The sequence below is a fragment of the Streptomyces sp. NPDC052114 genome, assembly GCF_040680155.1.
GTDB lineage: Bacteria > Actinomycetota > Actinomycetes > Streptomycetales > Streptomycetaceae > Streptomyces.
This window is the reverse complement of record NZ_JBFAWC010000019.1, coordinates 76,233-96,051: the sequence shown is the minus strand read 5'-3', so window position 1 is coordinate 96,051 and position 19,819 is coordinate 76,233. Positions and strand designations below refer to the sequence as shown.

Genomic DNA, 19,819 nt, shown 5'->3' with positions numbered 1-19,819 from the left:
CGGTAATCGGCTCGCGCGACCCGGTGGATCCGGCGGATGATGCGGGGAGGTCGGGGGCCGCAGCGGGCGGCCCTCACCACCGGTCCGAGGGGGCCGTCATGCCGCACACCGCCGCCGGTTCACCCGAGCCGCCCCACCCGCGCGAGCCCGCCGGTCCGTCCGGGCCCCCGCCCGAGGTCCTCATCGCCGCCGGGGTGGTGCGCGGCCGCCGCGAGGGCGGTACGGCCGTCTTCCGCGGCATCCCGTACGCCCTGCCCCCGGTCGGCGCCCTGCGGTTCGCCGCGCCCCGGCCGGTGCGCGGGTGGAACGGGGTGCGCGGCGCCGTCTCGTACGGCCCGCCGCCCCCGCAGGCCGGCGTCTTCGGCATGGCCGACCTGGCGCGGGGCACGCCCGGTGACGACTGGCTGACGGTCAACGTCTGGTCGCCCGCGCCCGATCCCGGCGCGGGCCTGCCGGTGATGGTGTGGATCCAGGGCGGGGCCTACGAGATCGGCATGTCCGGCCTGCCCGAGTACGACGGCGGCCGGCTCGCGCGCGACGGCGATGTCGTCGTGGTGACGTTCAACTACCGCGTGGGCATCGAGGGGTTCGCGCAGATCGAGGGGGCTCCCGCCAACCGGGGGCTGCTCGACCAGATCCTCGCCCTGCGGTGGGTGCGCGACAACATCGGGGCCTTCGGCGGCGACGCCGGCCGGGTCACGGTCTTCGGCCAGTCGGCGGGCGGGGGTTCGATCGCCGCCCTGCTGGCCGCGGAACGCGCGTCCGGGCTCTTTTCGCGTGCCGTCGTCCAGAGCGCCCCCTGCACCTTCTTCACGCCGGAGCTCGCCGCCGACATCGGCGCCGCCTGCGCCGCCGAGCTGGGGCTGCGGCCCACCGTGGCCGATCTGTCCGCCGTCGCGCCGCACGAACTGACGGCGGCCGGGGACGCGGTCGGCACCCGGTCGCGGGAGCGGGCGAGCCGCTGGGGCCTGCCGGCACACCGGCAGATCCTCTTCTCCCCCGTCGTCGACGGCGACCTCCTGCCCGTCACCCCGTGGCAGGCCCTGGCCGGCGGCGCCGCCCGCGACGTCGCCCTCCTCGTCGGGCACACCCGCGACGAACACCGCCTGTTCAGCGCCGTCGACGGTCTGCTGGGCGAGGTCACCGAGGAGCAGGCGGCCACCGCCCTCGACCGCTACGCCCCCGGCCCGGACGGTCCGCGCCGCTGTCGCGAGGCCCTCCCGAAGGCGAGCGAGGAGGAGCTCTACGAGCGGGTGCACGGCGACTGGCTGTTCCGCATGCCATCGCTCCACCTCGCCCTCGCGCAGATCGCGGCGGGCGGCCGTGCGTACGTCTACGAACTGACCTGGCCCGCACCGGGCATGGGCGGAGCGCTCGGCGCCTGCCACGGCCTGGACGTGCCGCTCGTCTTCGGCAACCTGGACCGCGGGCAGCCCGCCCTGCTGATCGGCGAGACGCCCTCGGCGGAGGCGGAGGCCGTGTCCGCCCGGATGCGCACCGCCTGGACGGCGTTCGCCGCGCACGGAGACCCCGGCTGGCCTCCGTACGACACCGACGGGCGCCTTGTGCGTCTCTTCGACGCGCGGCCGGACGTGGTCGCCGACCCGCAGGAGGCCTCCCGGGTGCTCTGGCAGCATCACGTCTTCCCCCCACTGCCGCTGCTCGACGGCTAGCGTCAGCCGGGCGCCACGGACGACGAGTGCGTCTCCTGGACCTCCTCGTTCCGGGTGACCGCGCCCTGTGTCGCCGCGCCGGTCAGGAGGACGGCGAGGAGTACGGCGGTGGCGGCGACGGCGCGGCGCAACCGGCGTGCGCGCAGGGGGTGTCGGGCATCTCGGGTCGCCTCGTCCCGCGCGTGCCGTCGCGGCTGCGGTGACTGCGTCCGCACCTCTTGTCGCAGGGCCCCGCAAGCGATCGCGTCGCGCGCGGCCACCCACGCCAGGACCTCCGCCTCCCCCGCTCCGCACGCCACGACGAAGGCGACGACGAGGTCCTTGCGGGGCAGCCGGTCCCGGCCCAGCAGGGACGCCGCGGTGGAGTACGGCATGACGTGCCCGGCCCGCCCGGCACGGCGTTCCAACTCGCGGTAGCTGAACCCCGACCACGCCTTGAGCCGGCGCAGCGCCGCCACGAAGGCGGCCGCGTCCGTGGCGGGCGGCGTCGGCGGCGCACAGGACGCGGGCGGCGCGGACGGCATGGGCGGCGGTGTGAGCGGTGTGGTGGTCATGGTGGTCTCCCCCCCGTTGAGCTGGACGTACACGGTCTCGCACAAGCTCGAACACCCTGACAGGTTGAGGAACGGCACCCGCGGCGGTCAACCTCGGCGCACGTTCCCGACGTTGGAGGTCCCATGGGGTGGTCCCGCCGCACTCAGCACCACCGGCACCGTCGCCGCACGGCCACGGCCCTCGCCACGCTCCTGACGCTGTCGCTGCTCGGCGGCTGCGCCGAGCAGCGCACCACCGAGTCCCCTCCCCCGGACAACGCGTCGGCCGGCGAGGCGGCGGCCGACGAAGCGGAAGACCAGGAGAAGAGCACGAGGAAGTCGATCGGCGCGTTCGTCCGGCGCACCCTTCCCGAGGGCGCGAGCGGCACCGTGATGGCGGCGCGCGGCGACCGCCTCGCGTACTGCGGCGGTTTCGGCGCCTCGGACCGCGCCGCCGGCACCCCCGCGAGCTGCCGCACCGTCTACGACGTCATGTCGGTCACGAAGCAGTTCACCGCGGCCGCCGTCCTGAAACTGGAGGTCATGGGACGGCTCAGGCTCAGCGACCGCATCGGCCGCTTCCTCGGTCCGGTGCCCGACGACAAGCGCGCCATCACCGTCAAGCAGCTGCTCACGCACACGTCGGGCCTGCCCGAGGGGCTCGGCGACGACTACGACCGCGTCTCGCGTGGGGAGCTGGTCCGCGACGCCCTCGCGGCGGAGCCGCGCTCGTCCCCGGGAACGGAGTTCCACTACTCCAACACCGGATACAGCCTGCTCGCCGCGATCATCGAGGAGGCATCGGGCGAGTCGTACGAACCCTTCCTCGCCCGGCACCTGTTCGCCCCGGCCGGAATGAAGGAGACCGGATACGTGCTGCCGCGGTGGCCGCGCCGCTCGATCGCGGTCGAGTACGACGACCGGGGACGCCCGCGGGGACGGCCCGTCGACCATTCCTGGGCCGCGGACGGACCGTACTGGAACCTGCGGGGCAACGGCGGAATGCTCTCCACCGCGCCCGACATGCTCCGTTGGCACCGCGCCCTGTCCGACGACACGGTCCTGCCCGCCCGCGCCCGCGATCAGCTGTTCGCGCCGCATGTGCGCGTCCCCGGGAGCGACGGCGAGTCGTATGGATACGGCTGGAGCGTCCGTGACACCGCCGAGGGGCGCCTGGCCTGGCACGACGGCGGCAACGGCTGGTCGCTCGCAGTCCTCGCCCGCCGGCTGTCCGACGGCGTGCTGGTGTTCTGGGTGAGCAACCACGCCTACCGGAAGGGGAAATGGAATCTGGAGGACCGGGCGCAGGACCTGACGCTGGGCATCGCCGAGCGGGCGGGCGCCGCGCGCCGCTGAACCGACAGGGGGCAGCCGGACCCGGCGCGCCTCACTCGTAGCAATCGTAGTTGCGCTGGGTGATGATCCTGCCGCCGCGGAACTCCAGGAAGGTCGCGATGTGGGCGTTCAGGACGTGCCCTGCGGGCAGGTCGCCCAGCGGCTGCGCCAAGGTGCCCGTCCAGGCCACTTCGAGGGCGACCTTCTCCCCCACCGCGACGGCGTTGAGCACTTCGAAGCTCTGGTGCCGCAGCGTGCGGCGCCCCTGCTCGGCCGCCGCGAGGATGGCGGGCAGATCACGGACCACCCCGTCCGGGAAGAACGCGTTGGGGTACTCGTAGTGCTTGGCGTGGTCGTGGAAGAAACGGGCGAGCTCCGCACCGACGGCGCCGGCGGCGACGGCCTCGTGATAGCGAACGGCCGTCTCGACATGGGGGTGCTGCTGCAGTTCCGCCATGCCCCTCAGCGTAGGGCGGTTCGGCGCCGCCGGTGAGTCCTCTCCGGTCACTCCTCGCCGGGCTCCCGGACAAGGTGGTCGAGGGGGCGGCACGATGGTCCTCGCGGGCCTGGTCGCGCATGTGGAGGCGTGCCCCTCCCGCGCCCGCCGCCGACGGCAGCCGTCACCCCCTCCCGGTCGGCCCTCGAAGCCCGCGAAAAATAATCTCCGCCCGGCGGTCACACTTCGGCGGGGCGCTCCGTCAGGACAGTGACGGGCCATCGAGGCCCGGCCGGGGCGGCCCCGCCCGCACCGGCGACCACTTGCCGAGGAGCTGCTCGATGTCCACCACCCACGTCGTCGTCACCGTCGTCGCCGCCGCCATGACCGGCTTCTCCGCCGCCTCCGTCTTCCTCCGCGCGAAGTGGGTCACCCAGCCCATGGCCGACTACGGCATCCCGGTCTCGTGGCTGCCCTGGCTCGGCACCGCCAAGGCGGCGGGCGCCGCGGGCCTGCTGGTCGGACTGCTCGTGCCCGCCATCGGCATCGCCGCGGGCGCCTGCCTGGTGCTCTACTTCGCCGGTGCCGTCGTCGCCGTCGTCCGCGCACGCTGGTACACGCACATCCCCTTCCCGCTCGTGTACGCCGCGCCGGTCGTCGGCGCCCTGGCCCTGGGCCTCGCCGCCTGAGCGGGTGGGACGGCGCCCCCTCGCACGGGCCCGGCGGAGCGGCGCTCCGCCGGGCCCGGCCGTCGCCGGGACCGTCAGCGGGACGCGTCGTCGATCAGCTTCAGGGCCAGCGCCTCCGTCCGCGCGTCCGCCTTCTCCGGGCTCCCCGTGTCGTACGGGGGGTCCGGGTCGTACTCGACCGCGAGCTGCATCGCCCGGGCCACCTCCACGTCGGACAGCCGGGCCGCCAGGTGAAGGCCCATGTCGATGCCCGCGGAGACCCCGGCGGCCGTGATGATCTTCCCGGTCTCGACGAACCGCCCCGGCGTGTAGGTCGCGCCGAACCTCGCGAGGTACGACCGCGACGCCCAGTACGTCGTGGCGGGCAGCCCCCGCAGCAGCCCGGCCGCCCCCAGGACCAGCGAGCCCGTGCACACCGACGTCGTCCACCGCGAGTGACGGTGGATGCGGCGGATCCATGCGTGGACCTCCGTGTCCTCGATCATCGCCGTCATCCCCCGCCCTCCGCCGCCGGGGACGAGCAGCACGTCGGCACGGCGCACGTCCCCCAGCGCCCGCTCCGCCACCAGGGACAGCTCCCCGGTGTCGGTGCGCACCGGTCCCGCCTCGTGGGCCACCGTCGTCACCCGCACCCCGGGCACCCGGCACAGCACTTCGTACGGTCCCACCGCGTCCAGCGCCGTGAACCCGTCGTAGAGCAGCACCGCCACCCGCAGCCGCGCGTCCCCGGACGCCGCCCGAGCGGTCCCGCCCCCCGCGCCGACCGCGGCCGCGACCCCCACTCCCAGAGCCCCCGACGCCGCGCCCCGCAGCACCCCGCGACGACTCGGCTCCGGCCGGTCACTCTTCGCCCTCATGGCCGCCAACACCTCTCGTTCGTACAGCAGTTGACGCTCCAGTAGTCGGGCGGGCGCGTACCCGGGTTCCCTCGGATGCAAGGAATCCGATCAAGAGCGATGATTTCTCGTGGGTCCGGCGGTCTGCCTTCCTGAGACCGCACTCACCGAGGAGACTTTGATGACCGAGACAGAGACCCGCACGCTGCCCGTGGCCGGCGCGACACTGAGCTACGACGTCCGCACCGGCACGGCCGACGGGGGCGCGGCACAGGACGACGTCCTGTTCCTGGTCGGCTCGCCCATGGACGCCGCCGGGTTCGTGACGCTGGCGTCGTACTTCACCGACCGGACCGTCGTCACGTACGACCCGCGGGGAGTGAGCCGGAGCCCGCGCACCGACGGCGCCGTGGACACGACGCCCGAGGAGCACGCCGACGATCTGCGGCAGGTGATCGAGGCGCTCGGCGCGGCGGGGCGCGTGGACGTGTTCGCCAGCAGCGGCGGCGCGGTCAACTCGCTGGCGCTGGTGGAGCGGCACGGCGATCTGGTGCGCACCCTCGTCGCCCACGAGCCGCCGACGGCGCAGGTCCTCCCGGACCGGGAGGCGGCGCTTGCGGCCTGCGCGGACGTCCACGCGACGTATCTGCGCGCGGGCATGGGGGCGGGGATGGCGAAGTTCATCGCGCTGACCACGCACAAGGGGCCGCTCACCGCCGACTGGACGGACCGGCCCGCCCCCTCCCCCGCCGACTTCGGGCTGCCCACGGAGGACGACGGCTCCCGGGACGACCCGCTGCTGGGGCAGAACATGCTCGGCTGCACCGGCTATCGCCCCGACTTCGACGCCCTGCGCGCCGCGTCCACCCATGTCGTGATCGCGGCGGGCCAGGAGTCGGAGCGCGAGTTCGCCGCCCGCGCCGCCGAGGCCGTCGCCGCGGGCCTCGGCACGGAGCCGACGATGTTCCCCAGCCACCACGCCGGGTTCCTCGGCGGGGAGTACGGCCAGCACGGCGCCCCGGAGCCGTTCGCGAAGCTCCTGCGGCACGTCCTGGACAGCCACCGCTGACGGACGTCTCCCGTCCGACGGCGCGGGCCCCGGGCCCGTTTCCGGTCGACGCCGGGCGACTCCCGCGCTAACGTACAACCACATGGTTGTACGTGAAGCGGACGACGAGGCCGTGGACCGCCTGTTCCACGCCCTGGCCGACACGACGCGACGCGACATCCTGCACCGGTGCGTCCGGGACGGGACGTCGGTGTCGCGGCTGGCCGAGGCGTACCCGATGAGCTTCGCGGCGGTGCAGAAGCACGTCGCGGTGCTGGAACGGGCCGGTCTCGTCACCAAGCGGCGCCGCGGCCGGGAGCAGCTCGTGCACACCGACCTCGACGCCCTGCGCCGGGCGCGCCAGGTACTCGACCGGCTCGAGGCCGTGTGGCGCGGGCGAGTGGACCGGATGTCCCGGCTCCTCGCCCAGGACCCCGCCGACGAGGACGACCCCGCGAGGAGGGCCGAATCATGAGTGTCACCAGCATCGACAAGGACTTCGACCAGCTCACGCTCACGCTGATCGCCGACTTCACCGCCCCGGTCGGGCAGGTGTGGCAGCTGTGGGCCGATCCGCGCCGCCTGGAGCGCTGGTGGGGACCGCCGACCTACCCCGCGACCTTCGAGGAGCACGATCTGACGCCGGGCGGCGACGTCACCTACTCCATGACGGGCCCGGAGGGCGAGAAGCACCGCGGCTGGTGGCGCGTCACCTCGGTCGACCCGCCCCACGGCCTGGAGTTCACCGACGGATTCGCCGATCCGGACGGCAGGCCGACGGCCGGGGCACCGGTCTCGACCGTACGGATGCGGCTCACGGAGCACGAGGGCGGGACGCGCATGGAACTGCGGTCGGCCTTCGACTCCCGCGAGCAGATGGAGCAGATGATCGAGATGGGCGTCGCCGAGGGCCTGGGCGCGGCCGTGGGGCAGATGGACGCGCTGCTCGACGGGTGACCGGCGCCCGCCCGGGCGGGGAGCGGTCCCCGCCCGGGTGCGCCCGGCCCGTCCGCCCGGCCCGGCGCATCCGGCACTCCCGCCCCGTCACCTAGACTCGGCCAATGGCCAAGTACTTCGACGTGCACCCCGACAACCCGCAGCGGCGCAGCATCAGCAGCGTGGTCGACGGCATCCGCACCGGCGCGCTCGTCGCGTATCCGACGGACTCCTGCTACGCGCTGGGCTGTCAGCTCGGCAGTCGCGACGGCATCAGCAGGATCAGGTCGATCCGGCAGCTCGACGACCGTCACCACTTCACCCTGATGTGCCAGAACTTCGCACAGATGGGCCAGTTCGTGCACCTCGACAACGACGTGTTCCGCGCCATCAAGGCCGCCACGCCCGGGAGTTACACCTTCATCCTCCCGGCCACCAAGGAGGTGCCGCGTCAGCTGCTGCACCCGAAGAAGAAGACCGTCGGCGTCCGGATCCCCGACCACACGGTCACCCAGGCCCTGCTCGCCGAGCTCGGCGAGCCGATGCTGTCCAGCACGCTGCTCCTGCCGGACCAGGACGAGCCGCTGACGCAGGGCTGGGACATCAAGGAGCGCCTCGACCACGTGGTGGACGCGGTCATCGACTCGGGCGACTGCGGCACCGAGCCCACCACGGTGATCGACTTCTCCGACGGCGAGGCCGAGATCGTGCGCCGGGGCGCGGGCGACACCTCACGCTTCGAATAGCTCCGGACGGCGGCCCCGGTCAGACCACCGGAGCGCAGCAGCCGTCGCGCCGCATCAGGTGACCGGCCGCCAGCCAGTGGTCCTCCTCCTTGCGCGACCCGGCACCGGAGCGGGGCAGCTTCTCGAACGCCGACGTCAGGTCCTTGGTCGTGTACGGGGTGCCGCCGCGCAGCACCGACACCGTCCGCACCATCGTGTCGAAGTCCGTGAACGGGTCCCCGTCGACCACGGTCACGTCGGCGACCTTGCCCGGCTCGACGGTGCCCAGCTCCCGGTCGAGCCCGAACACCCGGGCGGGCAGCACGGTCGCGGTGCGCAGCGCCGCCGCGGGTGAGAGTCCGCCCCGGTGCAGGGCCCGCAGCCCGAGGTGGAGCGAGAGGCCCACCGGGACGAGCGGCTGGTCGGTGCCGAGGGCCACCTGGCCGCCGGCCGCCAGGATGCGCCGGTAGATGTCGGTCTCCCGGCGGAGCACGGCCAGTTGGGCCTCGGTCGGGGGCACTCCCGCCGACTGTTTCACCGAGGCGGCGTCCCAGGGCGGCATCACGGCGGTGACCCGGGGGTCGTCGGCGAGCGCCGGGTCCGCGCCGAGCAGCGGCGAGGAGGTGAACGGCGTGGCGATGAGCGAGAAGGCCGCGCCGTGTGCGGTGTAGATCTCCACGACGTCGTCGTAGGCGCGGCCCGTCGCGGTGATCGCGTGTCCGAATTCGGCGCGCTGAGTGGCCTGGAGATGGGTCGTCAGGTCCTGGCCGAGCTGGATGCCGGGCGAGAGCAGATGGCTGCCGGAGCGCACGCCGAGCGTCTCGTGCGCGAACCGTGCCGCCTCCTCCATGACCCAGCCGGGCGCGCGCACGTAGGTCTTGACGAAGTCCCAGTCGAGATCGGCGCCGCGTTGCAGGGAGCGTCTGAGCGCCGCCCTGCTGCGGTGGGCGCGGCCCATGCTGTAGGCGACGCGGGCGCCGTCCATGAGTTCGCCCGTGGTGAGCAGGCGGGGTCCCGCCAGTTCACCGGAGAGCACCGCCTCGCGGATCCGGGCCTGTTCGTACGCGAATCCGCCCAGCGACACCGCCGTCGTGATGCCGTACGTCAGCTGCCCGACCGTCTGGCGCCCGCCGTAGGTCGTCTGCCAGGGGTGCGTGTGCGTGTCCCACAGGCCGGGGACGACGGTCTGCCGCGAGGCGTCGACGCGCCGGTCGGCGGGGGTGCGGTGGGCGGCGCGGTGGGGTCGGACGGCGGCGACGCGGCCCTTGCGGACGAGGATGTCGACGTCCTCGCGCACCGTCTCCCCTGTGCCGTCCCACAGCTGTCCGGCATGCACCACGAGCTCGGCGGGCTCGGGTCTGCGCTGGTCGAGCGGCACGCGTACCGTGCGCGGGCGGCCCCCGTCGACACCGATCAGGCGCAGCCTGGCGCCGGACAGATAGAGGAGGGACCGCGAGTCGCCCGACCAGGACGGGTGGTCGGCCGGTTCTTCGGAGAGCGTCCGCAGCTCGCCGCGCGGTGTCCCGTCGGCCTCCACCGGCAGCAGGCACAGCGCCGACTCGACGATCACGGCGAGCCGGCGCCCGTCGGGCGACCAGACGGGCCCGGAGTCGTAGCGGTCGGCGAGGGAGGCGTGCGGGGCGACGGCGTACAGACGGTCCGCGCCTGTGTCGGCGTCGACGATCCGGATGAGGTTGTAGCCCTCGCGGAAGCGGAAGTTGAGGCGGTTGCGGTCGCAGAGCGCGAGGTAGCGGCCGTCCGGCGACCAGCTCGGGCGGCCCGGCAGACCACCCCCGCCGAGCGGCGACACCAGCGCGCGTTCCTCGCCGGAGGCCAGGTCGCGGACCATGAGACGGCCGGTCATGTCGAGGGAGGCGAGCCGCTTCCCGTCGGGCGAGAGCGCCGGATGCACCCGGCCGCCGGTGACGAGGGCGGTCTCGGTGCCGGTGGCGAGGTCGTGCCGGTGGACGCCGAGCAGCCCGTCGCGGTCGTCGGCGTACACCAGGGACTTCCCGTCCCTGGCCCAGGTCGGGCCGAGCAGGTAGCCGGTGGCGGCGGCCCGGCGCAGCCGCCGCGGTGGCCGCCCGCCCGACGTGGGCGCGAGCCAGAGGGAGTTGAGGGCGGCGAAGGCGACCTGCCGGCCGTCGGGCGAGAGGGCGGGCAGGTGGATGCCACGGACCGGGCGGGCCCGCCCGAGGCCGAGGTCGTACTCCTTGACCCGGTAGCGCGGGCGCTCCACGGGCAGGGTCGCGTCGAACGGGATCGCCTCGGTGCGGCCGGGCGCGTCGGGGCGTACGAGGGTGAGACCGCCGTCGACGGTCAGCAGGAGCCGTCCGTCCGCCGTCCAGCGCGGCGGCACCGGCGCCAGGTCGCCCGTGAGCGCGACGGCCCTGCCGTCGACGACGAGGGTGCAGGAGGGGGCGGGGGCGGGAGTGGTGCGCAGATACGCGAGGCGCGTGCCGTCCGGGGCGAGGGCGGGGGTCATCACCTGTGCCGTCGCGGTCTCGGTGTGGACGACGGTGACGGGTCCTTCGCCGTCGGCGGCGACGGCCGCGACGGTCCGCGCGTCGAGCGAGGTGCCCTGCGGTGCGGTCACGGTCCTGCCGCGCACGAACAGGATCCGCTCTCCGTCGGGCGACCAGGTCGGGTCGAAGTCCTCCCAGAGGCCGTCCTGCAGCGGGCCGTCCTGGCCGGGCCGTCCGGTCACCCGCGTGATCTCGCCACTGGCGAGGTGCAGGACATGGACGCGGTACGAGCCGCCCTTGACCGGGTCGCCGCCGCGCTCGGAGGCGAAGGCGAGGCGTGTCCCGTCGGGCGACCAGGCAGGGCCGCGGTCGTCCCAGGGCCCCTCGGTGCGCTGCCGCAGCCGCGTCCCGTCGGCGCGCATCGTCCAGAGGTGGAAGCCGCCGCCCCGGTAGGCGCAGAAGGCGACCGACGTGCCGTCCGGGGCGTACACCGGACGGTTCGGTTCCAGGTCGGCCGGGGTCAGCGGCTCGGCCGCGCCGCCCTCGCGCGGCAGGGACCAGAGCGTGGACTGCGCCTCGACGACCAGGCGGTTCGCGGCGGGCGACAGGGTCGCCGCGCCGTTCGTGACGCGGGTGAAGGAGAGGGGCACGGTGGTGCGCGGCCGGGCCGGTGCCGGGGCGCTTCCCAGGGCGACGAGCGCCCCGGAGGCACCGGCGGCCACGAAGAGTTGACGACGAGACAGAGGCAACACGGTGTTGTTCCGGTCACATTCCATGACACAGCACACTCGCCCATCGGCGGGGGCGTGGACAACACCACACGGCGACAACGCGCCGGTGTCCTCCTACGTGGGGAACTCACCCGCCCAGGCGCGCTCCACCAGATGCCTGGGCAGGTACGGCGCCGACGTGTCGACGGGGAAGCCCGCGTCGTGCGCGATGCACGCGATGGCGAGCGGGCCGAGCGCCACGCGTCCCAGCGGCGGGAGGCCGCCCGTGCCGTCGGTCTTGTCGCTCCAGTAGCGCTCGTGGTGCGTCAGCGCTTCGGCGAGTGCCTGGGCGAAGGCGTCGCGGTCGCCGCGGATCAGCCGGTGGAAGACCTCGACGGGCTGGTAGTCGATGAGGTCGAGGAAGTCGCTCGGCGTGCGGGTCGCCACGTGCGGGTGTGAGGTCTCCATCGTGGCGATGAGGTGCTGGACGACGTCGTCCATGGGGCGCCTGAGCCAGTAGGCGCGCAGCGTCTCGATCCAGTGGAGGACGTAGTCGTCGACGGGCGCGGCGCCGCGCAGCTCGTCCAGGGGGACGTGGCACAGGCGCATCAGCCGCTCCTGTTCGCGGCAGACGACAGCGAGGTAGAAGGCGTCGAGCCAGGCGCGGGCGTGCGCGGCGGGTGCGGGCCCGGTGGCGGGCAGGGCCAGGACGCGGTCCGCGACGCGGCACTCGACGGTGCCCTGGCGGGCCGTCGCGGCGGCGAACAGCGCGGAGCCGGTCTGCATCGCCCACACCCACGCCTCCCAGGTCTCCAGGCGGGCGCCGTCGGGGTCGGCGGCGCAGCGCGCGTGGCTCTGCTCCTTCGTCACGTCGAAGGCGCGGCCGAGGCCGCCGGGGCCCTGCACCAGCCGGACGACGTCCTCGGCGGCGGGCGCGGGGTCCTCCCGGTCGGGCGCGCCGCCGGCGCGCAGCCGCTTCATCGTCTCCATCAGCTCGGGCGGCGGCACCACGGAGAAGGAGCGGGTGTCGTGGTCGATGACGGTGAGCGAGGTCAGCCTGCCCCGGTGCCACCAGTACAGGCGGGGCGAGAGCCCGCCCGGACCGTCCTCGTGGGCCCCCATCGCGTACGCGGCCAGGTCGTTGACCGCGTCCACGACCGTGCCGTCGACGATCGGGTGGAACGCCAGCAGGTTCCTCCGCGGCAGGGCGACGAGGGCGCCGGCCTCGGGCAGTTCGCGGCCGGTGGTCGCGCGGGCCAGTTCGGGCAGGACGAGCACCTTGCTCGCCACGAAGTGGGATTCCCCGTGCACGGACTGGAGCAGCGCGCCCTCCGGTCCCGTCACCTCCACGTGCTCGACCGGTTCACGCAGGAGGTTCTCCCGTGCCGCCGCCCACAGCTGTTCCTGGCCGGCGCGCGCCACGTCGTGGTCGTCGAGGATGCGGACGGACGTGGGCGTGTCCAGCGCGAGCACCAGGAGCAGGCCTTCGGCCACCGGGCGGGCGTAGCGGAAGCCGTTCGCCGTCTCGCCGGGGAAGGAGTCGTCGGCCACGAGGCGCAGGACGGTCCTGCCGAGGATTTCCGCCGCGCTCTCCCCGCCCTGTGACGCGCTCTCCAGCCGGGTGAAGTGCTGCTCGACGAGCTGGGGCCAGTACTCCTCGGCGGCGGCGCGGCACTGGTGCGCGAGGTTCAGGAGCGGGTGGCGGCGGCCGTCCCGCAGTACGGCGTCGCCCTCGACCCGCGGGCGTATCCCGTGCCGGGTGAGGAAGTGATCGGCCGTCAGGCTCCGCAGGCGCTCGGCCTGCGGGTACGTCAGCATCGGCAGGTGCGGGTCGGGTGCGTCGTGTTCGTTCACGCGGTGACTCTACGGAGCGGGCGCGGAACCGTGATCATCAGGCTCTCCTTCCCCGGCCGGAACAAGCCGGTGTGGCCGTAATCCGCCTCGTACCGTGAGCTGACGGTTTTCTACCTCTGCGGTCTGGTGGGCGTCAGACCGTGGAGCGACGCTTGGGCGTGTCCACGCACCTAGCGTGGTCCGACATGACCAGCACCCGAACCGCCGTGCGCCGACGCGCAGTTGTCACCGTTCTCGCCCTCGCCCTGACCCTGCCCGTCGCGGGCTCGGCGAGCGCCGCGACGGCGCCCCAGGACGCCACGTCCGCACGCGCCCACGCCTCCATCGACCTCCGACTCCCGCGCCCCACGGGGGCTTTCGCCGTGGGCCGCGACACCTTGCACCTCGTCGACAAGAGCCGCCGTGACCCCTGGGTGCCCTCGGCGGGTCACCGGGAGCTGATGGTGTCCGTGTACTACCCGGGGCGGCACGGCGGCGGACGCCCGACCGCCTACACGTCGCGGGAGGAGGCCCGGCTCCTGCTGGAGGCGGGGGAACTGGACGACCGGATCTCCGCCGCCGCGTACAGCGCGACGCGCACCTTCGCCCGCACGGGAGTGCGGCCCGCCACCGGTCGGTTCCCGCTCGTCGTGCTCTCCCCCGGTTTCACCGCGCCCCGCTCCACGCTGACGCACCTCGCCGAGGAGCTGGCGAGCCGCGGCTTCGTCGTGGCCACCGTCGACCACGCCTACGAGTCGTACGGCACGGCCTTCCCCGGCGGGCGTGTCCTCACCTGCGAGGCCTGCGAGCCCGCCTCGAAGCCCGGGATGGGCAAGGCCGTCACCGAGGGCCGCGCCAAGGACCTCTCCTATGTCCTCGACCACTTGACCGGCGAGCGGGCCACCTGGCGCCACACCCGCATGATCGACGCCGACCGGATCGGAGCGGGCGGGCACTCCATAGGCGGCGCCGCCGCGCTCGCGACGATGACCTCCGATCCGCGGGTCCGGGCGGGCATGAACATGGACGGCCACTTCCACACGGCGCCCACGGGACTGAAGGGCCGCCCCTTCCTGATGCTGGGCACCGAGGTCCAGCACACGCCGGGCGTCGAGGACGGCGTGAACTGGGACGAGACCTGGCGGGGGATGGACGGCTGGAAGCGCTGGCTGACGGTCAAGGGCTCGGGTCACTTCACCTTCACCGACCTGCCGGTCCTGACCGGGCAGGCCGGGGTCGTCGACCCGCAGGTCCCGCTGTCCGGCACGCGTTCCGAGCAGATCACGCGCGCGTACGTGGCGGCCTTCTTCGACCGGCACCTGCTCGGCAGGCCACAGCCGCTGCTCGACGGTCCGACGCCCCGGCATCCCGAGGTCACCTTCCAGCGGCGGTGAGGCCCACCGGCGCGGCCGGTCCCGCCGCACGGCAGACGCCCTAAGGACCCACGACCGCCTCCCGCAGCAGTTCCACCGGATGCCACGCCTCGCGCGCCGTGCCGTGGAAGATCTGCTGACGGCAGGAGACGCCCGTGGCGACCACGACGGTGTCGGCGGGTTCCTCCTTGATCGCGGGGAACAGGCGGTCCTCGCCGACCGTCATCGACGTCTCGTAGTGCTCGGACTCGAAGCCGAAGGAACCGGCCATCCCGCAGCAGCCGGCGTCGAGTTCGACGACGCTCGCCCCGGGGATGCGGTCCAGGAGCGCGACGGTCGCCGCCGTGCCCACCTCCGCCTTCTGGTGGCAGTGGCCGTGGTAGAGGAGCTTGCGCCCGGCGAGCCAGGAGTCCTCGCGCAGGCGCAGCCGTCCGGCGTCGACGGCCTCCACGAGGAGCTCCTCGACCTGGCGGACCCGCCCGGCGACGTCCCTGACGGCGGCGTCGTCGGGCAGCAGGGCCCGGTGCTCGTCGCGCAGGGTCATCAGGCAGGACGGCTCGCAGCCCACGATCGGTGAGCCGGGGTCGGTCGAGCCGTGCAAGGCGTGGGCGAGCGACCGCGCCTTGTCCTTGGCGTCGTCCACCAGGCCCTTGGACAGGCTGGAGCGCCCGCAGCAGCCGCCGCTCTCCAGCCGCACGCGCCAGCCCGCCCGTTCGAGGAGTTCGACGGCCGCGCGCCCGATGCCGGGCTCGGTGAACGTGGTGAAGGAGTCGGCGAGGAAGGTCACCGTCCCCTGGGTGGGCGGGTACGGCGAGGGCGCGCGGCGACGCGACCAGCGCAGCAGGTTCTGGCGGACGAAGACCGGCAGGGGGCGCCGCGCGGTGATGCCGAGCAGGCGTTCCATCAGGCGGCGCAGCGGGCCGATGCGGCCCGGCAGGTTGGACAGGGGCGCGGTCGCCGAGCCCAGCCGGTTGAGGGTGCGGATCGCGCCGAAGAGGCGGGTGCGCAGGGGTGTGCCGTGCAGGTCGTGGTGGTGGGAGAGGGCCTCGCTCTTGAGGGTGGCCATGTCGACGCCGAGGGGGCATTCGCTCTTGCAGGCCTTGCACATCAGGCACAGGTCGAGGATCTCGTGGAGGCGTTCGTCGCCGAGTGCCGCGCGCGGGTCGGGCTCGGAGAGCGCCTTGACGAGGGCGCCCGCGCGCCCGCGGGTGGAGTCCTCCTCTTTGCGGGTGGCCATGTACGAGGGGCACATGGCGCCGCTGCCGGTCTTGCGGCACAGGCCGATGTTCATGCACCGGTCGGCCGCCGCGCGCATCCCGCCGCCTCCCACCACCTCGAAGGACAGGCGGGTGCGCAGGGGTTCGGCGGGCGGCAGTGCGGCGTCGCGCAGGTTGTCCGTCATGGGCTGCGCGTCCACGATCTTGCCCGGGTTGAGCACGCCGTGCGGGTCGAAGAGCCGCTTGACCCGGCGCATCGCCTCGTACAGCTTCTCGCCGAAGATCTCCCGGTTGAACTCGCTGCGGGCCAGGCCGTCGCCGTGCTCGCTGGAGTTGACGCCGCCGTACTCGGCGACCAGGTCCTTGATCTCCTCGGCGACGGCGCGCATCCGGCCGATGTCGGCCGGGTCGGCGAGGTCGAGATAGGGGCGGATGTGCAGACAGCCGACCGAGCAGTGGCCGTAGAAGCCGGCGGTCATGCCGTGGCGGTCGAGGACGTCCTTGAACCGCCGTGTGTAGTCGGCGAGATGGACGGGGTCGACGGCGGTGTCCTCGACGAAGGCGAGTGGACGGCGGGTGCCCTCACTGGCGGCCATGAGCAGGCCGAGGCCCGCCTTGCGGACCTTCAGGAGCGAGGCCTGCTGGGCCGGGGTGACCGCCTGGAGGGTGTGGTAGCCGTGCCCGTGCCGCGACCAGAGGGCGGTCAACCGGCGCATGCGGTCGACGAGTTCGGCCTCTTCGTCGCCGGTGAAGGAGACGAAGAGGAGGGCTTCGGGACTGCCCGTCAGGAGGTCGCCGAGCGCCGCGTACTCGATCTTGCGACGGGACAGGTCGAGGATCGTGCGGTCCATCAGCTCGACGGCGGACGGGTCGCAGGCGAGGGCATCCTCGGTGGCCGCGATGGCGTGCGCCACGGACGTGAAGTGGCCGACGGCGATGACCGTGCGGCTCGGTTTGCGCACCAGGTCGACCAGCGCCGTGGTGGCCACGGCCAGGGTGCCCTCCGAGCCGACGACGAACTTGGCCAGGTCGAAGGCGGTGTCCTCGCGGGCGAGCCGGTCGAGGCGGTAGCCGCAGGCGCGCCGCCAGTGGGCGGGGAAGCCCTCGCCGATCGCCGCCGCGTTGGCGGTGACGATCTCGGGCAGTTCGCGGTAGAGGGCGCCCTCCAGGGTGGTCCGCCGTGCCCGGTGGGCCCGTTCGGTCTCGTCGACCGGGCCGAGGCGGGTGCGGGTGGCGTCGGAGAGGACCACGTCGAGTTCGCGGACGTGGTCGATGGTCATGCCGTAGCGCACCGAGCCGCTGCCGGCGGAGTTGTTGCCGATCATCCCGCCGATGGTCGCGCGGTTGCTGGTCGAGGTGTCGGGGCCGAACATCAGCCCCCAGGGGCCCGCCGCGCGGTTGAGCTGGTCCTGGACGACACCGGCCTCCACGAGGGCCGTGCCGCTGCTCGGGTCGAGTTCCACGACGCGGTTCATGTGGCGTGACAGGTCGAGGACCAGGCCGGGCCCGACGGTCTGGCCCGCGAGACTGGTGCCCGCGCCGCGCGGGACCACGGGCACCCGGTGGGCCGCGGCGGCCGCGACCGCGGCGGCGACGTCGTCGGCGTGCCGGGGGAAGACCACCCCCAGCGGGGTGATGGCGTACATGCTGGCGTCCCGGGCGAACAGGTGCCGGGTGTAGTCGTCGAACCGGACCTCGCCGTCGACGTCGTCGGTGAGTGCGCGCTCAAGCCCGCGGGAGATCTCTTCGCGGGCCTCGTCCCCCGTCGCCTCACCCATGGGGCTCTCGCAGGACGTCGAGCGCGGCGGTGAGGCCGCCCGGATCGATGCGCACGTCGGCCAGTTGGAGGCCCATCTGTACGCCGGCCAGGGTGCCCGCGAGCGCGAGGTCGTTGAAGTGGCCGAGGTGGCCGATGCGGAAGACCTTCCCCGCGAGCTTGCCGAGGCCCGCGCCCAGGGACATGTCGAAGCGCTCCAGGATGATCTCCCGGACCTTGCCGGCGTCGTGGCCGTCGGGCATGAGGACGGCGGTCAGGGACGAGGAGTGCTCGCGCTCGTCCGCGCAGAGCACGTCGAGTCCCCAGCCGCGTACGGCGGCCCGGGTCGCCTCGGCGTGCCGGTCGTGGCGGGCGAAGACCTCGGGGAGCCCTTCGTCCGCCAGCATCCGCAGCGCCTCGGCGAGGCCGTAGAGCAGGTTGGTGGCGGGCGTGTACGGGAAGAAGCCGCGCCGGTTGGCCTCGATGATGGGCCGCCAGTCCCAGTAGGACCTGCGCAGGCTCGGGGTGCGCGAGGCGGCGAGCGCCTTGTCGCTGACCGCGTTGAAGGAGAGCCCCGGCGGGAGCATCAGGCCCTTCTGCGATCCGGCGACCGTGACGTCGACGCCCCACTCGTCGTGGCGGTAGTCGATGGAGCCGAGCGAGGAGATGGTGTCGACGAGGAGCAGCGCGGGGTGCCCGGTCGCGTCGATCGCCCGCCGGATCTCGGCGATCCTGCTGGTGACGCCGGTGGACGTCTCGTTGTGCACCACGCAGACGGCCTTGATCGTACGGGCCGTGTCGGCGGCGAGCCGTTCGGCGATGGCCTCGGGCGAGGCACCGTGGCGCCAGTCGCCGGGGATGAAGTCGACGTACAGGCCGAGGTCGGCGGCCATGCGCTGCCAGAGCGTGGCGAAGTGGCCGGTCTCGACGCACAGCACCCGGTCGCCGGTGCCGAGCGTGTTGGCCAGAGCCGCCTCCCAGGCGCCCGTGCCGGAGCCGGGGAAGATCACGACGGGTCCCGTCGTGCCGAAGACGGGCCCCAGAGAGGCCAGCAGCTCATGGGTGAGCGCGGCGAATTCGGGGCCGCGGTGGTCGATGGTGGGCGCCGAGATGGCGCGGAGCACCTGGTCGGGAACGTTGGTGGGGCCGGGGATCTGTAAGAAGTGCCGCCCTGTGCGAGGGGTCACTGTGGCCAACTCCCTTGAGAAGCGTGCCGCATTGTGGCACGGTGTGCCATAAGGTGGCACGCGGAGCATAGGAGCCGAGCGCAGGGGGAGTCAACGGATGCAGAGCGTCCTCAACGCACTTCGTGTACTGGAAGAGGTCTCGGCGCGGCAGCCGATCGGCGTCGCGGACCTGGCCCGCACCCTGGATCTGCCGAAGAGTTCCGCCCAGCGCGCCCTGCGGACCCTGCACACGGCGGGCTGGATCCGGCCGGCCGGCGGCGAGGTCACCCGCTGGGTCCTGACCACCAAGGCATTGCAGGTCGGGCGGCGCGCGACGGGCGAGTTGGGGCTGCGCGACGTGGCCGTGCCACTGATGGAGGAGCTGCGGCGGCGCACCGACGAGACCGTCCACCTGACCGTCCCGAACGGCGACAAGGTGGTCCTCATCGAGCGCCTGGAGACGTCCAAACCGGTGCGGATCATCCTGGCCCTCGGCACACAGCTGCCCATCCACGCCTCCGCGAACGGCAAGGCCGTTCTGGCGTCCAGCCCGCCGGAGGTGATCGAGCGTCACCTGGCGGACGGTCTGGAGCAGTTCACGGACTCCACGATCACCGAGCGGGACCGGCTGCTCGCCGAGCTGGCCCTGATCCGGGAGCGGGGGTACGCGACGAACGGCGGCGAGTGGCGCACGGACGTGTCCGCGGTCGCGGCGCCCGTCCTCGACGGGGCGGGGCTGCCGATCGCCAGCATCAGCGTCAACATGCCGACGAGCCGGCTGACCCCGCAGGCGAGCGCCACGCACGGCGCGCTGGTGAGCGAGACGGCACGGCAGGTCAGCGCCGCGCTCGGGCATGCGCGACCGGGCGGGACGGGCGGCCCCGGCGGCCTCCCGGCCGGGCCCGTCGGCGACACGGACCGCTCCGACGGAATCCGTCGCACCTCTTGACGCCTTCGAAGAAGCGCTCCAATACTCCCCTTTGCGAAAGCCGCCTTCCGTCTTACGGAATAACTCCGTCACCCCTGGGCCCACCCGCCCCGGGGGCGGATGCCGTGCGCCGCCTCGCACCGCGCTCCCTCCGGTGCCG

At 73.6% G+C, this 19,819-nt stretch carries 16 protein-coding genes; 9 read left to right on the top strand and 7 right to left on the bottom strand.

The window, feature by feature from the left end; all coding sequences use genetic code 11:
• Window positions 1–98 precede the first annotated feature (98 nt).
• Window positions 99–1,673 carry a carboxylesterase family protein gene (locus AB0L89_RS33195; protein WP_365149448.1) on the top strand — a complete coding sequence of 525 codons (1,575 nt, stop codon included), beginning with the start codon at window positions 99–101 and terminating at the stop codon, window positions 1,671–1,673.
• A 2-nt stretch (window positions 1,674–1,675) separates the two neighbouring features.
• On the opposite strand, the gene AB0L89_RS33190 is transcribed toward AB0L89_RS33195, so the two are convergent.
• A complete protein-coding gene (locus tag AB0L89_RS33190; RefSeq protein WP_365149445.1) occupies window positions 1,676–2,227 on the bottom strand; it encodes a hypothetical protein in 552 nt (183 codons plus the stop codon).
• 123 nt (window positions 2,228–2,350) lie between these two features.
• On the opposite strand from AB0L89_RS33190, the gene AB0L89_RS33185 reads away from it, so the two are divergent.
• Window positions 2,351–3,562 carry a serine hydrolase domain-containing protein gene (locus AB0L89_RS33185; RefSeq protein WP_365149442.1) on the top strand — a complete coding sequence of 404 codons (1,212 nt, stop codon included), beginning with the start codon at window positions 2,351–2,353 and terminating at the stop codon, window positions 3,560–3,562.
• Between the two features lie 31 nt (window positions 3,563–3,593).
• Here AB0L89_RS33185 and AB0L89_RS33180 read toward each other — a convergent pair whose 3' ends face one another.
• Complete coding sequence (locus tag AB0L89_RS33180; RefSeq protein ID WP_365149439.1) at window positions 3,594–3,998, bottom strand: nuclear transport factor 2 family protein; 405 nt, start codon at window positions 3,996–3,998, stop codon at window positions 3,594–3,596.
• Between the two features lie 320 nt (window positions 3,999–4,318).
• On the opposite strand from AB0L89_RS33180, the gene AB0L89_RS33175 reads away from it, so the two are divergent.
• Window positions 4,319–4,666 (top strand): DoxX family protein, encoded by a 348-nt coding sequence (locus AB0L89_RS33175; protein WP_365149436.1) that lies wholly within the window; start codon window positions 4,319–4,321, stop codon window positions 4,664–4,666.
• Window positions 4,667–4,740: 74 nt separating this feature from the next.
• Here AB0L89_RS33175 and AB0L89_RS33170 read toward each other — a convergent pair whose 3' ends face one another.
• Window positions 4,741–5,523, bottom strand: coding sequence for a DJ-1/PfpI family protein (locus tag AB0L89_RS33170; protein WP_365149433.1), 783 nt, complete (start codon window positions 5,521–5,523; stop codon window positions 4,741–4,743).
• Between the two features lie 160 nt (window positions 5,524–5,683).
• Between AB0L89_RS33170 and AB0L89_RS33165 the strand changes: the two genes are divergently transcribed.
• The 4 genes from AB0L89_RS33165 to AB0L89_RS33150 all read left to right on the top strand — a co-directional run bounded on the left by AB0L89_RS33165 (window position 5,684) and on the right by AB0L89_RS33150 (window position 8,232).
• Window positions 5,684–6,571 (top strand): alpha/beta hydrolase, encoded by an 888-nt coding sequence (locus AB0L89_RS33165; RefSeq protein ID WP_365149430.1) that lies wholly within the window; start codon window positions 5,684–5,686, stop codon window positions 6,569–6,571.
• 82 nt (window positions 6,572–6,653) lie between these two features.
• Window positions 6,654–7,025 (top strand): metalloregulator ArsR/SmtB family transcription factor, encoded by a 372-nt coding sequence (locus tag AB0L89_RS33160; RefSeq protein ID WP_365149427.1) that lies wholly within the window; start codon window positions 6,654–6,656, stop codon window positions 7,023–7,025.
• Complete coding sequence (locus AB0L89_RS33155) at window positions 7,022–7,507, top strand: SRPBCC domain-containing protein (RefSeq protein ID WP_365149424.1); 486 nt, start codon at window positions 7,022–7,024, stop codon at window positions 7,505–7,507. The genes AB0L89_RS33160 and AB0L89_RS33155 overlap by 4 nt, the downstream gene beginning before the upstream one ends.
• Window positions 7,508–7,611: 104 nt before the next feature.
• The gene (locus AB0L89_RS33150) at window positions 7,612–8,232 is read left to right on the top strand and encodes an L-threonylcarbamoyladenylate synthase (RefSeq protein ID WP_365149421.1); all 621 of its coding nucleotides are present in this window, start codon (window positions 7,612–7,614) and stop codon (window positions 8,230–8,232) included.
• A gap of 19 nt (window positions 8,233–8,251) precedes the next feature.
• Here the strand turns inward: AB0L89_RS33150 and AB0L89_RS33145 are convergent, their stop codons facing one another.
• Both AB0L89_RS33145 and AB0L89_RS33140 read right to left on the bottom strand, forming a co-directional pair.
• Window positions 8,252–11,452, bottom strand: a complete 3,201-nt coding sequence (locus AB0L89_RS33145) for an amidohydrolase family protein (protein WP_365149418.1) — start codon at window positions 11,450–11,452, stop codon at window positions 8,252–8,254.
• Between the two features lie 69 nt (window positions 11,453–11,521).
• Window positions 11,522–13,240, bottom strand: a complete 1,719-nt coding sequence (locus AB0L89_RS33140; protein WP_365149415.1) for an Imm49 family immunity protein — start codon at window positions 13,238–13,240, stop codon at window positions 11,522–11,524.
• Window positions 13,241–13,425: 185 nt separating this feature from the next.
• On the opposite strand from AB0L89_RS33140, the gene AB0L89_RS33135 reads away from it, so the two are divergent.
• Window positions 13,426–14,613 carry an alpha/beta hydrolase gene (locus AB0L89_RS33135; RefSeq protein WP_365149412.1) on the top strand — a complete coding sequence of 396 codons (1,188 nt, stop codon included), beginning with the start codon at window positions 13,426–13,428 and terminating at the stop codon, window positions 14,611–14,613.
• 40 nt (window positions 14,614–14,653) lie between these two features.
• Here the strand turns inward: AB0L89_RS33135 and AB0L89_RS33130 are convergent, their stop codons facing one another.
• Window positions 14,654–17,587 (bottom strand): FAD-linked oxidase C-terminal domain-containing protein, encoded by a 2,934-nt coding sequence (locus tag AB0L89_RS33130; RefSeq protein ID WP_365149409.1) that lies wholly within the window; start codon window positions 17,585–17,587, stop codon window positions 14,654–14,656.
• On the bottom strand, window positions 17,580–18,752 hold the full coding sequence (locus AB0L89_RS33125; protein WP_365149406.1) for an aminotransferase class V-fold PLP-dependent enzyme: 1,173 nt from the start codon (window positions 18,750–18,752) through the stop codon (window positions 17,580–17,582). Before AB0L89_RS33125 ends, AB0L89_RS33130 begins: the two co-directional genes overlap by 8 nt.
• A 97-nt stretch (window positions 18,753–18,849) precedes the next feature.
• Between AB0L89_RS33125 and AB0L89_RS33120 the strand changes: the two genes are divergently transcribed.
• Window positions 18,850–19,680, top strand: a complete 831-nt coding sequence (locus AB0L89_RS33120) for an IclR family transcriptional regulator (RefSeq protein ID WP_365149403.1) — start codon at window positions 18,850–18,852, stop codon at window positions 19,678–19,680.
• Window positions 19,681–19,819: the final 139 nt, after the last annotated feature.